9 protein-coding genes and 1 riboswitch are annotated in these 14,158 nt (G+C 48.7%); of the genes, 1 reads left to right on the top strand and 8 read right to left on the bottom strand.

What is annotated here, in order from left to right; genetic code table 11:
• Positions 1-359: 359 nt before the first annotated feature.
• The 7 genes from FKW31_RS08250 to FKW31_RS08220 form a co-directional block, all read right to left on the bottom strand.
• Positions 360-1,442: an AI-2E family transporter gene (locus FKW31_RS08250; RefSeq protein WP_006117183.1), complete on the bottom strand. Its 1,083-nt coding sequence runs from the start codon at positions 1,440-1,442 to the stop codon at positions 360-362.
• Complete coding sequence (locus FKW31_RS08245; protein ID WP_150178278.1) at positions 1,439-3,316, bottom strand: AsmA-like C-terminal region-containing protein; 1,878 nt, start codon at positions 3,314-3,316, stop codon at positions 1,439-1,441. Before FKW31_RS08245 ends, FKW31_RS08250 begins: the two co-directional genes overlap by 4 nt.
• 100 nt (positions 3,317-3,416) lie before the next feature.
• Positions 3,417-4,619 (bottom strand): acetate/propionate family kinase, encoded by a 1,203-nt coding sequence (locus FKW31_RS08240; RefSeq protein ID WP_150178277.1) that lies wholly within the window; start codon positions 4,617-4,619, stop codon positions 3,417-3,419.
• A 29-nt stretch (positions 4,620-4,648) separates the two neighbouring features.
• Positions 4,649-5,665 carry a bifunctional enoyl-CoA hydratase/phosphate acetyltransferase gene (locus FKW31_RS08235; RefSeq protein WP_150178276.1) on the bottom strand — a complete coding sequence of 339 codons (1,017 nt, stop codon included), beginning with the start codon at positions 5,663-5,665 and terminating at the stop codon, positions 4,649-4,651.
• Between the two features lie 8 nt (positions 5,666-5,673).
• On the bottom strand, positions 5,674-6,684 hold the full coding sequence (locus FKW31_RS08230; protein ID WP_150178275.1) for a dihydroorotate dehydrogenase-like protein: 1,011 nt from the start codon (positions 6,682-6,684) through the stop codon (positions 5,674-5,676).
• Between the two features lie 17 nt (positions 6,685-6,701).
• On the bottom strand, positions 6,702-10,289 hold the full coding sequence (nifJ, locus tag FKW31_RS08225; protein WP_150178274.1) for a pyruvate:ferredoxin (flavodoxin) oxidoreductase: 3,588 nt from the start codon (positions 10,287-10,289) through the stop codon (positions 6,702-6,704).
• A 1-nt stretch (position 10,290) separates the two neighbouring features.
• The gene (locus FKW31_RS08220) at positions 10,291-11,988 is read right to left on the bottom strand and encodes an NAD(P)-binding protein (RefSeq protein ID WP_238332778.1); all 1,698 of its coding nucleotides are present in this window, start codon (positions 11,986-11,988) and stop codon (positions 10,291-10,293) included.
• Between the two features lie 681 nt (positions 11,989-12,669).
• On the opposite strand from FKW31_RS08220, the gene FKW31_RS08215 reads away from it, so the two are divergent.
• The gene (locus FKW31_RS08215; protein ID WP_089179121.1) at positions 12,670-13,344 is read left to right on the top strand and encodes a TetR/AcrR family transcriptional regulator; all 675 of its coding nucleotides are present in this window, start codon (positions 12,670-12,672) and stop codon (positions 13,342-13,344) included.
• Between the two features lie 9 nt (positions 13,345-13,353).
• On the opposite strand, the gene FKW31_RS08210 is transcribed toward FKW31_RS08215, so the two are convergent.
• Positions 13,354-13,944, bottom strand: a complete 591-nt coding sequence (locus tag FKW31_RS08210; protein WP_035350768.1) for a manganese efflux pump MntP family protein — start codon at positions 13,942-13,944, stop codon at positions 13,354-13,356.
• 1 nt (position 13,945) lies between these two features.
• Positions 13,946-14,131: riboswitch (yybP-ykoY riboswitch) on the bottom strand.
• Positions 14,132-14,158: the final 27 nt, after the last annotated feature.

Raw genomic sequence — 14,158 nt, 5'->3', positions numbered from 1 at the left:
ACCGGTGCGCTCATACCTTCATGTCTGCAATCCATATCGCAGCAAGCGTCATCTTCTATCTCAAAGAATGAGTCCTGAGCCTAGGTTTTTGTCTCCTGCGTAAGGATGGATGGGGCAAAACATACCGCCCCTGGTTAGGCCTTAGCCTTATTGCCAGCCACGGGATTGCCGGTGTGCGTAGCCGTAAAGCTGTTCAACATCAGGATAAAAAGGATGCGGTGCAGAGCGGTATCTTGCAGATTGTTATGATTATTCTGGCCGCTTGTATATTCACTACAAAGCCAAATAAATAACTCTTAAATAAACCCCAATATTTTTTATCCTTATTAAGATATTGGGGTTGTTATTCGATTTTAAAATCAGGCTTCCTGATTACTTTCCATCCATTGCTTGATCAATGTATAGGTAATGGAAAGGATCATCGGTCCAACAAAAATACCGGCCAAACCCAAGGCCGCTAATCCGCCAATAACGCCCATCATGATAAGAACTAATGGAACGTCTGCCTGTTTACGGATCAGATAAGGCCGCAACATGTTATCTAGAAAGATAGTTAAAAAAGTTATGGCAAGCAGAACAATTGCTGGCATCACTCCCTTATCAAAGTAAACCCAGATCACCGCCGGAAAAAGAGTAACCCCCGGCCCTGCTTGCAATAAACAGGCCATAAAGGTAACAGCCGTAAGAATGCTGGCCCATGGCACACCGGTAAGGTACATACCACCGCCCCCTACCAAACTTTCAACAATGGCGGTAAGGGTAACGCCCAATGCAACCCCTCTGATAGTACGCACGGCCAGTTCCAGCATATTCTGCCCACGCTTGCCAGATAACGTTCCTACCAACCTTTCTGATGTTGTAATCAGATATTCAGCTTTTGCCAAAAACACTGTAAGTATAATAAGAGTAAGCAAAAACTGCACTGCAAGCATACCAATACTGCCCGCATAAGACATAAGATAATGCATAATCTGGTCTGGTTGCGGCACAGCCTGCTGCACAATATCCATTGGCTTCATGTTTTGCAGATGTTGCCACCATTTGCCCAGATACTCACCCACCATAGGAAGATGGAGCAGTTTTTCTGGCAGATCGGGTAATTTTAGAGATTTAATGTAGGGAATAATATTACTGAACGCATCAGCATGCTTCACCACTGTAGAAACTGCCATCCAGAATGGCAGAACAAATAAGGCCAGAGCAACCAGAAGCGTGCAGGAAATAGCCATTTTACGGCTACCATGTAACCAGCCTTGCAACCGCAGCAATAATGGCCACATGGTTACAGCAATGGTGCCCGCCCAAATAAGAGCGGGAATAAAAGGTTCTAAAATCCACACTGCCCCCAGCACAAGGGTGCAGGCAAACAAAGCCACCAGCACAGGCCGCGTTCCTGTAGCAAGTTCAGGCTTTTGTTCGGAAACAGATGTCTCTGGTATCATTGTTTTACGCTCATCCCATGACTACAGGCCGAACCAGCCGTAAAGCTTTTCAGTTCAGGGGGTAAAAAGGATGCCATGTCTGCTTCTTTCAAAAGCTCTCGTCCGCGGCCAGACCATTTGGCCAGCCCCACATGTGGGTTGCTAAAAGAGCCGCTCACCATAACGGGAATTTCCATTGCCAACATGCCTTTGGCACCATTGCTGGCAAAAACCAATTCAAATGCCTTTTTGTTCAAATCAAACTCGGCTTTTCCCACAATACTACCTGCATCCGATTTTATACGTAATGGCTGCACAACACCTTTACCTTGTTGCATTTTGAGCGCTCCCAACAGGCATGATACACTCGCCTTGCCTTTGCTTTGGCGAAAGAGAGCACCAACATCTGTTGTCGCAATATCCATCACTTCGCGAGAGATTGTTCCTGTGTTCATGCCCACTGCAGCCGTGACATTGGCCTGGCGCGAGGCTTCGTTTAAAGTCTGGATATTATCTGCATGCGTAAGGACGCGAATATTCAGCTTTCCGCCCACCGGAAAAGGTGAAAACCCTGCCTGCTTACGAAACTGATCAATATCCCCATTATCTACATTTACTGTAGCCTGTACGCGCGTGCCTTTCTGACCAGCCAACAAGTGCCCGGAAGCCTGAATACTGGCTCCAAGCCAATTCATTTTCATGGAGCTCACATCCACCCGGCCTGGCATTTGGCTTACGCTGATTTGGGCTTGATTGAAAACAAGCGTATTATACAGCACCGTATCTGCCGCGAGTGTAACATTAATAAGCGGATCAGGGTGTAAAGGCACCAACAGCGGCACATCAATACCGCTCATAGACGTTTTGGACTTTTCGGACGGGCTTCCCAAAAGAGCATTCAGATTTAGGCGGGAAAACGCCATGGAACCAGCAACCTTATCAGGTTGCCCTTTCGCGCCTTCTGTAAATGTTACATCCGCAGTACTAATCGGACTTTCATTGAGCGAACCAGTTGTATGGTCCAGATGCCAAACATCCCCTTTATGCGTAAAGTGCCCCGATAGCGTAACAGGTTGCGTAATCTTGCTATCAGCTTCGCCAGCAAAAGCCATGATCGGGCGAGATGTTGCTGTCTGCAAATCCAGCTTTGCATCAATACCATCAAAATCAAATAGATCTGTCATGGTGCCGTTGAGATGCAGAGATAAATCCCCTGATGCCGCGTGAATATCCGTTCCATAAGGCTTACCCGCTTGGCGCAAAACATCTATCGGCTGCATATTGGCCTGCAATGTTACGGGCGTGCCATTATACGCCCCGTTAACGTTCATCACCAGTGGCGCGGTGTCACTTGTTGAGTGCAGGGCAACTGCCTTCAGGCCTGTTACATAGCTATGCCCATGCGCTGAACGGTAAATAACCTCACTATCCGTAATGGCTGCATCACACAGGCCGGGAAACCATATTTTGCCACTGGGTTCCTTTGGCTTGGCTGGCGCAGAAGATGCCTTTTTACCAAACCTCCAGTTGGGTTCGCGCGTAGGCGTACGCTCGAACAAGCCCGAAAATCCATCAATTTTCACATCTCGCGCCTGCATTTGCCCATTAAATAAGGAACTAAGCAGGATTTGAGCGTGCAGATGCTTCAAACTTATCATATCCGCACGACTACCTTGGGGGATATTGGCCAGATGCAGATTATCCAGATCCACCGTAACCCACCGGCCAAAGCGCACATGCAATGCTCCTATTTGGGTTTTCCGTCCAAGTGACGCACTTATTTTATCTGAAGCAATATGCGCCAGATTATAGTGTGGAAGGCCAGCAAGCAGCACGCCAATAGCCACAGCAGAAACGGCCAGAATACTTCCGGCTAACCATACCCAACGGGGCATACAAGTACCTTTCTCAATCCTTTATGAGGACGTAGAATGCAGAAATATTATAAAAAATTCTATGGAAATATATTTCTCTAAACCAGAAATATATTTAAATCTATTTTCCTGTATCAAGAAAAGGAAGAACACTGCGGTAGATTTGTAGTTCTTCATTTGTAGGTATGACACAAATTTTTATTTTACTACCTGCTCCGCTGATAACCTGCGCATGGGCTGCATTGGCGGCTTCATCAATCTGCACACCCATCCATGCCAACGCCTCGCACACATCGGCACGCAAATGCTGATCATGCTCACCAATACCTGCGGTAAAAACTATGCCGTCCAAACCACCCATAATGGCAGTTAATGCTCCAATTTCCTGTACAATCCTATAAACAAACAACCCGAGCGCTTCTGAAATATTCTTACGCTGGACAGCATCCTGACTTTGCGCCAATGTTGCACGCAAAATGCGCATATCGGACGATATGCCCGAAACTCCCAAAAGCCCCGATTGATGATAAAGCGTGCTAACCAAGGTTTTCCAATCCGCTTTTTCAGATTGAACCATGTAAAGCAATGCGCCCGGATCTATCGCCCCGCAGCGTGTACCCATCATCAACCCATCCAGAGCAGAAAACCCCATGGTTGTTTCCAAACTTTTGCCTGCTTGCAACGCACACAAGCTCGCACCACTTCCCAGATGCGCAACAATAGTACGCCCCTGCGCCAGTTTAGGATCAACCTCTGCCAATTGGCCCGCAATATAGCTGTATGAAATGCCATGAAACCCGTAACGACGAATGCCACGATCTGCATAACGGCGCGGAAGTGGTAACAGTCGTGCCATTTCCGGGATAGTTTGATGAAAGGTGGTATCAAAACAGGCCACCTGCAAAATATCAGGACGCTTTTCAAAAATAGCTTTTGCAGGGGCCAACGTGGCCGCCTGATGCAGCGGATCAAACGGTGTAAGTTTGTCTAATTGCTTAAGCGTATTCAGCGTAATTTTAACGGGTTGCAGAAATTCTGCCCCCCCATGCACAATCCGATGCCCTACAGCCCGCACCTGTCCTTGGCCGGAATATTGCTCAAACCAATGGAAAAGATGGCTAAAAATATACAATCCCGTTTCCTGCCATCTTTCTTGCACAAGAAGCTTCCCCTCCGCATCTTTGGCCGTAAATTGAGAATAATCAGGAAACTCCTCAATTTCTCCGTGCAGCAGAACCTGCGGATCTCGCGTGCCTGAGAACGCGTAAATCGTCAGCTTCAGGCTTGAAGAACCACTATTAAAAACAACAACTACATCCTGCACGGATACTTTTCCTTGTTATAAGGCGACGTTCAGCCCTGCCCACCAGCAAGATGATGAGCATAAAGCGCCCCAATGGCTATGGAAGCCAGACGCGCCTGTACACTGTTTGCTCGACTGGTGAGTAATACGGGAACGGCCGCCCCCAAAACAATGCCTGCGGAATCTGCGCCAGACATAAAAATCATGTTTTTTGCCAGCATATTACCGGATTCCAGATCCGGGGCCACCAGAATTTGCGCACGTCCTGCTACGGGTGAAACAATGTTTTTTATTTTTGCAGCCTCAATACTTACTGCGTTATCCATCGCCAAAGGGCCGTCCAAAACACCCCCTTGTATTTGCCCGCGTTCTGCCATCTTGCATAAACATGCAGCATCAACTGTTCCGGGTATTTTGGAATTAACCGTTTCCACCGCAGAAAGAATAGCAACGCGTGGGACACCCAAACCCAGCCCGTTGTGTAGGTCTATCGCGTTTTGAACAATATCGCGCTTTACATCCAGATCCGGGAAAATATTGATAGCTGCATCTGTTACAAACAGTAAATCTTTGTACCCGGGTACAGCCAATACAAAAACATGGCTAATACGCCTGTTGGTGCGTAAACCACTCTCTGCTTCAACAATTGCATGCATAAAAACATCTGTATGCAGGCTGCCTTTCATCAACGCTTTTACGCGCCCTTCCTTTACCAAAGCCGTTGCTTTCTGGGCAGCTTCTGCTGGTGTTGTGGCATCAATGAAAACAGCCTTATCCAATGCAATACCACTTGCCTGTGCCACAGATACGATTGCGCTTTTATCACCTATCAAGACAGGCTCTATAATATTCCGTTGTGCCGCATCCATTGCACCTTCAAGGGCGTGTTCTTCACACGGCCAGACAATACCGACAGGTACCTGCCCCGGCAATTGAACAGCGCGTGAGACCAATTGCTCAAATGCCTGATGACTGCTTGACGCTGCACTGCCCGGCATTTCCGCAGTATCATGCGCATATTGTGAAGTCTGCGTCTTGCTGGAAAGGATCTTGTGCATATCATTCATCTTCACAATTATCCGGCAATATCAGTGAAATGAGCAGATAAAATGTGCCTATACTGCGTGCGCAGAAAATCTTCAGCTTGGGTTGCTGTGCCTCTAGCTGCCATGCGCCCTTTAAACTCCTCTACAGACCCCAGTTTCTGCACAGACATCCATTCACGCAGTTCTTCCAGAAGGGTTGAGATATAGCTCGGCCCCTGCTGCAACAGCACGGATGTCACCATCGCTATGTCACCCCCAGCCAGCAGGCATTTGGCAACATCCGTACCAGAATGCACGCCACCAGAAATGGCCAAATCAGCCTGACAATGTTCTGAAAGCAGCGCAGCCCACATCAGCGGAAGCCGTAATTCGTAAGCAGAACTGGGAATAAAATCCACCTCTGCGCTATCTGTTAAGGAACGCAACCCCGGCTCATAAAAACTGTTGAACAGAACTATACCATCCGCTCCGTTTTCCGATAATCGCTTCACCATATTGCCCAGTGAGCTGAAAAAGGGAGAAAGCTTAACGCTGACTGGAACCTTAACCTGTGCTCGTACATCCCGTAATATCTGTATGCAACGTTCTTCCACCTGTGCGCCTGTTTCATCCGGATTGGTTGGAATATGCCAGAAGTTCAGCTCTATTGCAGATGCCCCCGCCTGCTCCATATCCTTGGCAAAACGCAGCCAACCTGCTGGGGTGCAACCATTAAGGCTGGCAATAATAGGCACGCCCGCCCTTTCTGAGGCACTGCGCAACACAGCCAGCCTTCCATCCAGCGGAGAAGCATGAGGCATGACAGGAAAATACCCTGCCGCTTCTGGGTGAGAGTTTTCTCCCGTTTCCCACAAAGCAGCTTCTGCCAGTTCCTGCGCTCGAATGTCTTCCTCAAACACAGAGGCCATAACAATGGCAGAAGCCCCGGCATCTGCCACGCGCAAAATGCCTTCCAGATCTGCCGTTAACGGAGATGCAGAAGCTACAACGGGATGGGCCAATTCCAGCCCAAGATAGTGTGTACGAATATCCATGACCATAATGCTCCCGTATCGCCTCAGTTCACATCTTCCCAATGCGGAAGGAAGCGGCTGCCATCACGTGCAGCCATATCTTCGTAAATCCGGTAGCGCTCATTGGCTGCCGCCTGCGCCTGATGCAACAAATGCGCGGCACTTTGTGGATGCGTGCGAGTAAGCGTTTTGTAGCGCAGTTCCCGATACGCATAATCTTCCAGTGGAATACGTGGGCGGGTTGAATCAAGCCGGAACGGATTAAGCCCACTTTTGCGCATGGTGGGATCAAACCGGAACAACGGCCAATACCCCGATGCCACGGCACGTGCCTGTTGCTTCATACCTGTGCGCATATCTATGCCATGTGCAATACACTGCGAATACGCCAGAATAAGAGATGGCCCTTCATACGCTTCTGCTTCTCGCATTGCGATAATTGCCTGTTCTGGATTAGCCCCTAGTGCAATTTGAGCCACATACACATTGCCGTAAGCAATGGTCTGCAAGGCCAGATCCTTCCGCGGCACACGTTTGCCACCTGCCGCAAATTTGGCAGAGGCACCCAGCGGTGTTGCTTTGGAGGATTGCCCGCCCGTGTTGGAGTACACCTCCGTATCCAGCACAATCACGTTTACATTGCGCCCTTGTGCCAACACATGGTCTAGGCCGCCGTAATCAATATCGTACGCCCAGCCATCGCCTCCAACAATCCAGATAGAACGTCGGATTAGAAAATCTGCCACAGAAAGTAACATGGCGGCATCAGGCGTGTTTACACCCTCTAACTTGCTACGCAGCGCGCCTACGCGCTCACGCTGTAGCGCAAATTCACTTTCTGTTATCTGGGGCGCATTCAGGATAGCCGTTGCCAGATCCTGCCCCACGACCTGAGCCTGTTTTTGCAACAACTGCCGTGCCAAAGATTCCTGCTTATCTGCGGCCAAACGAAAGCCAAGGCCAAATTCTGCATTGTCTTCAAACAATGAGTTCGACCAAGCAACCCCACGCCCCTGGGCGTTGGATTTCCATGCATGTGCAGGTGTATTACCCGCATAAATGGCCGAACAACCTGTGGCGTTGGCAATCTGCAACCTATCTCCAAACAGTTGAGAGATCAGTTTCAGGTAAGGTGTTTCACCACATCCTGCGCATGCTCCGCTGAATTCGAATAGAGGTTCCAAAAACTGCACGCCGCGTACGTTGGCTTCGTTAATGGCTGCCCGGTTTACTTCTGGAAGGTGTTCAAAAAACGCAATATTCCCACGTTCTTGTTCCAGAATAGGCAATTTTTCTCCCATGTTGATGGCACGCGTTTTACCATCTGGGCTAATTTCCGGGCAGTTTTCAACACACACACCACAGCCTGTGCAGTCTTCCACATAAAACTGGAGTGTAAAGCGGGCATCTGGATAACCACGGGCATTCACCGGAGCAGATTTGAAGCTTGCCGGAGCGCCTGTCAGATCCTTGTCTTCGTAAGTTTTGGCACGAATGACACTATGGGGGCATACAATACTACACTGCCCGCACTGGATACATGTATCCGGGTTCCAGATTGGCACCTCTACGGCAATATTTCGCTTTTCGTACTGCGTTGTACCACCGGGGAAAGTGCCATCTGCCGGAATATGACTTACAGGAATACTCTCGCCCCTGCCCGCCATAATTTCTGCAGTCACCTGCTGCACAAACAATGGCGCTGATGGAGGCACAACCGGCGGCATGGGCAATGTGCCATCAGCCTTGGCGGGCACAGCAACTTCATGCAGCGCCGCTACTGCGGCATCTACTGCACGGAAGTTAAGCTGCACAATACTATCACCCTTTGCACCATATGTTTTCTGAATAGACTTTTTAATTTCTGTAATAGCTTCATCAGATGGCAAAACGTTGGAGAGATGGAAGAAGCATGTTTGCAAAATAGTATTAACGCGTGGCCCCAAACCAAGCTTAAGCGCAACGTCTGAGGCATCAATTACAAAAAACCGCAGTTTTTTATTAACGATCTGATCCTGCACTTTACGCGGCAGTTGCTCCCAAACCTTATCAGCTGCATAGGGGCTGTTCAGCAGAAAAGTAGCTCCATTATTAGCAGCACCCAGAATATCGCGCCTGAACAGAAAATCGAACTTATGGCAGGCTACAAAGTCAGCATGCCGGATAAGGTAAGGTGCCTGAATGGGAGATTTACCAAACCGCAGATGAGATGCTGTTTCTGCCCCAGATTTATGGGAATCATAATCAAAATAAGCCTGAGCATACCAGCCCGGTTTTTCGCTTAGAATTTTAACACTGTTCTTATTAGCCCCAACTGTGCCATCCGCACCAAGGCCATAAAACAGACAGCGCACTGTGCTTTCTGGTTCTATGTCAAAAGTTTCATCATATTCCAGATGAGTATGGGAAACGTCATCTATAATCCCCACCGTAAAATGATTTTTGGATGTGGGCTTCTTCAATTCATCAAAAACGGCTCGCGCCATAGCCGGGCTGAAATCACGCGAGGAAAGCCCATAGCGCCCACCAATTACGCGCGGCATATGCGAGAACTGGCCATTCCCTACCCCTTCTGCCAGCACACCCACAATATCTGCATGCAAAGGCTCCATAGGGGCGCCGGGCTCTTTTGTCCGATCCAGCACGGCAATAGATTTTATACTTGCTGGCAAGGCTTTTAAAAAATGCTCCGCAGAAAATGGCCGGAACAGGCGCACATGCAACGCCCCCACTTTCTCGCCATGCGCGTTCAGCCATTTTGCAGTTTCCCGCACCACTTCAGAACCAGACCCCATGGAAATAACCACACGTTCCGCATCTGGCGCACCTGTGTAATGAAACAGATCGTATTGACGGCCTGTTAGCGATGCAAACTTATCCATAGCTTCCTGCACAATGGCAGGTACACGCTCGTAAAACGGATTAACCGCTTCTCTGGTTTGGAAATAGGTATCCGGGTTCTGCCACGTCCCGCGGATAAACGGATGTTCCGGGTTAAGCGCCCTTTGCCGATGCGCATGCACCAGCCGATCATCTATCATCTGGCGGATAACATTATCCGGCACCACAGAAAGGCTGTTGTATTCGTGCGAAGTTCGGAAGCCATCTGCAAAATGGATAAAAGGAATACGTGCAGCCAAAGTGGCGACCTGTGCAATCAGCGCCAGATCGTGAGATTCCTGCACAGACCCCGCACCCAGCATAGCAAACCCTGTTGTACGGGCCGCCATGATATCCTGATGATCACCAAAAATAGAGGACGCACCCGCAGCTAATGCGCGCGCTGCCACATAGAACACAGTTGATGTGAGCTCACCTGCAATTTTGAACATGTTGGGCAGCATGAGCATGAGCCCCTGAGAGGCCGTAAAAGTTGTGGTAAGTGCCCCGGTTTGCAAAGCACCATGCACACACCCAGCAGCGCCGCCTTCTGCCTGCATTTCCTGTACAACGGGCACTTCACCCCAAATATTCTGCACGCCTTGGTCAGACCACGTATCTGCAAGCTCTGCCATAGGGGAAGACGGCGTAATAGGGTAAATCGCACAAACTTCGTTCACACGATAAGCAATATGCGCAACAGATGTATTGCCATCCATTGTCTGGAGTTGTTCAGCCATGACATTCTCCATTTTATGCACGCACCTTGAAGCGTGTAGGCATAGTTGGCTCACCCAAACTTCCCTTTGTTGGCGTGGCCTCTACTAGTTCAGGGTTCATCTCAATGGCATGGCAAGGGCACTGTTCTGCGCAAACTGCGCAACCGGTGCACAGATCCATCTCAACCGCATATCCCTTCCCCGGCCCTAGCCGCGTAATGGCTTGTTCGGGGCAAGAGGCATAACAATTGTCGCATTCAAAGCAATTGCCACAGGAAAGGCATCTACCGGCTTCATAACGTGCTGTTTTTTCATCCAAACCGGCGAATATTTCATCAAACCCGGCCCGTTCCGTTAAGGGGCGCTCGGGCTGCTTGCTTCGGTCTGCCTGCGCGTAATCTGGCAGGTGCAGCATATCGAATGAGACAAGCGGATGTGCCGCAGGGTGCACATAACGACGCCCGGCCAAATAAGCATCTATGGCACGTGCCGCAAGCTTGCCGTGGCCTGTTGCGGTTGTCATGGTGCGTGCGCCACCAATGCAATCTCCGCCGGCAAAAATGCCATCCTGCCCAGTCATGAGCGTTGCTGCATCTACAACAACCGTATCACTCGTGCTTATGGTGATAGCTGGCGCTGTTTTAAGCAAAGCCAGATCACTATGCTCTCCAACGGCCATAACCACTGCATCCGCTGGCAAATGTGTTGTCTGCCCCGTTGGGGTTACGCTGCCATCTGGGTTCATGGTCACTTTTTCAACTGTGACCCCATCTGCACCAAAATGGTCTGCAACGCTTAACCATTCAATTTTAACTCCTTCTGCAAAGGCTGCATCTGCTTCGCTTGGCAAGGCTTCCATGTGCTTGGGATCATAACGGAAAATCAGAACCGTATCTTTGGCGCCCAAACGTTCTGCTGTACGGGCAGCATCCATTGCCACGTTACCCCCGCCAACAATGGCAACACTGCGGCCCAACTGGGGCTTTTCACCTTTACTCACATCATCCAGCAAGCTCACGGCATCCACCAATTTTTTACCATCTGTTGCTGGAATATTCAGATGGTTGGCTAACTGGGCCCCTACGGCCACAAACACAGCATCAAACCCGCCTTGCTGACGCGCTTGAGAAATATCATCAACCCGCACACCACATCGCAGCATAACGCCCGGCATAGACGTTATTCTGGCAATTTCATCTTTCAGAGGCTGTCTCGGCAACCTGTAGGCCGGGATACCGTGCATCATCATCCCCCCCGGCTCTGCTGCGGCTTCTCGTATTTCAACCTGATGCCCTAGTCTGGCAAGATGATAAGCGCAGGAGAGCCCTGCTGGCCCACTGCCTATAATCAGCACTTTTTTGCCCGTGGATGGAGCAGACTGAAAACGCCATCCATTCTGCACTGCCAAATCACCCAAAAAGCGCTCTACAGCATGAATGGAAACCGCATCATCCAAACTGCCCCTGTTACACCCACCTTCGCATGGGTGGTAACAGGCTCTGCCGTGTACTGCGGGCATCGGGTTATTTTCTGTAAGTGCGTACCATGCTTTTTCGTAATCTCCAGCCTGTGCATGTGCCAACCAACCTTGAATATCCTCCCCCGCAGGACAGGCATGGTTACAAGGCGGCAAAAAGTGTTTGTAAACAGGTCTTTGCCATCGAGAACTCCCAACACCTCTACGTGTTGTATCCTGCATGACCTGTGTCATGTCGTGCAGCTTTATAGTCATGTAGGTTCTCTCCCGACCCCGTGGCCATTTCAAAGTGGCCGTGCGCATGCAACGCACATTTACGGAACAGATTTCTGAAACACATGTGTGAACCGTAATGCGCTTTGTGCAGGAAGACAAAAATCGAATAATCCGTCAACTTTAAATTGATGAAAATATCTTCTCATTTAAATTATTTTTCTTGCAAATAATTTTCATTAAAAATTATTATTCGACAATAATTCCTATTCATAAAGAAAATAAGAACCAAAATAGTGCTGTATTTTAAAAAATAATAATTTGACATATTATTCATTTTTGTTTTTCGCAAAACTCATTTTCAACACTTAATTCCGAACAAGAAGACTGCAACGATACAGGCGCCAACCCCTAACGACCGCCTCTTTTTTTGATGAACATCACACAACGGATCATGGCCTATAATAGTTATTTAAAAACAAACTAGTAATAAGAATCAAAATAATTAATGAAAATTACATACCCATTTAATACTGAATTTATAATATTTTTTGTTTGTTTGTTCTTTTTCATGTTAGATTTTTGATTGATGAAAATATTATACTCCCCTCTACAATGTATTAAAAAAATATCTCTTTTTTTAATCTTATTTTATTGCCGCTTTCAGACGGAGGAATTTTACTGTAAACAAAGAGCGAGAAGGACACTGGAGTTTGTAAAAAATTGACGGAACACCCGCAAAAGCCCGTTACCAAGGCTAAACCAACAACAACCAGACCCAAAAAGTCCTATCGCGCTTCTCAAAAACGCGAAATGACACGCGCATTCAAGCAAGATGCCTTTGAAAGCGCGGCATGGAAAGTTTTTTCTGGCATTGGCTTAGATGCAGCAACGGTTAGAGATATTGTTGCTCTTAGCAATGTCTCTCCGGGCAGTTTCTATAATTATTACAAAACCAAAGAAGCCATTTTTGATATTATCCTCGTAAAAGTTGCGCAGCGCGTAAGAGGTGCAGCACGCCAGGCACGGAGCGAAGAAGATGATCTGGATGCAATGCTCCAGAAAAGTCAGTGTGCAGCTTTCCGGGAACTTCTCAGTATCCATGGTGCTCCGCATTTTCTGGAGCTAAATCAGCACCATATCAGAGCCAAGCTTTTTAATATGAGTGAAACACGGGAAATGCTGGATGACCTGAAGCAGAACCTGCTCAGATTGGTCCCCATGAAAAATACATCTCCCGAACGCATGGATTTTATTGCAGCCGCTGTTTTAACAACAGCTCTGGAAGGGTTACTGTATATTGCGCGCAACCCTTTGGTTGATATTGATCAAACATCCCATCTTACAGCGGGTATGGCAGCGGCAGGTATCCGTGCTGCGGCTGCGGCTGCCGGCTAATTTTTTATCTTACCCGGCAGCAGAGGTAAGATGTGTGTATAGGATAGAGCAGCCAATAAGTATAAGCGCTATCCCACCACAGATCTCTGCATAGCGGCCAATCCACACACTGGCATGCCGCCCTAGCATAACCCCTGCCGTTGCCATAACCGTGGTAACGGCACCAATAACCAAGCAGGCCGATAAAATATTCACCTGCATAACGCCCAAGCTCACCCCTACCGCTGTTGCATCTATGCTGGTTGCCAAAGCCGTTCCAACCAACCCCAACACGCCACGACTTACAGCTTTGGGCTGTTCAACTTCAGCCGCTTCTTCTGATGCATCTTTCATTGCCAAGCGGATCATGTTGCCGCCAATACCGCAGAGCAGTGCAAAAGCTATCCAATGGTCTACTGCGGCAATCCACGTGCTTAAAGCTAACCCCAGCACCCAACCCACAACAGGGGTAATGGCCTCAAAAAATCCGAACACAGCACCAATACGCAGGGCATCATTCCAACGTGCGTGTTTAACACTGGCCCCTTTGCCAACCGCAGCAGCAAAAGCATCCACAGAAAGAGAAAGCCCCAAAACGCCAAGTGTAAAAATACCAGTCATGAGCTTGTCCAAGGGCCGCAAAACGCAAAACAGCACGCACTGCCCCCCGGCCACAGTTGAGGCAATGATGCCGTTGGTCTTGCTGGGCGTTTTTTCTAAAACGCTGTCTCCGCCATGGCCTGCTGGCCAAGTGTGTTGACGAAGACCCCTCTGCAACAGAGGGTGGCTACTCCCCAATGAACGGGGCCTCTGTATCAATATCGCCGATATTCCG

This window comes from Acetobacter sp. DmW_136, from assembly GCF_008690365.1.
GTDB classification, from domain to species: domain Bacteria; phylum Pseudomonadota; class Alphaproteobacteria; order Acetobacterales; family Acetobacteraceae; genus Acetobacter; species Acetobacter oryzifermentans.
Note: the sequence above shows the minus strand (reverse complement) of the source record. Positions and strands in the feature narration are given on the sequence as shown.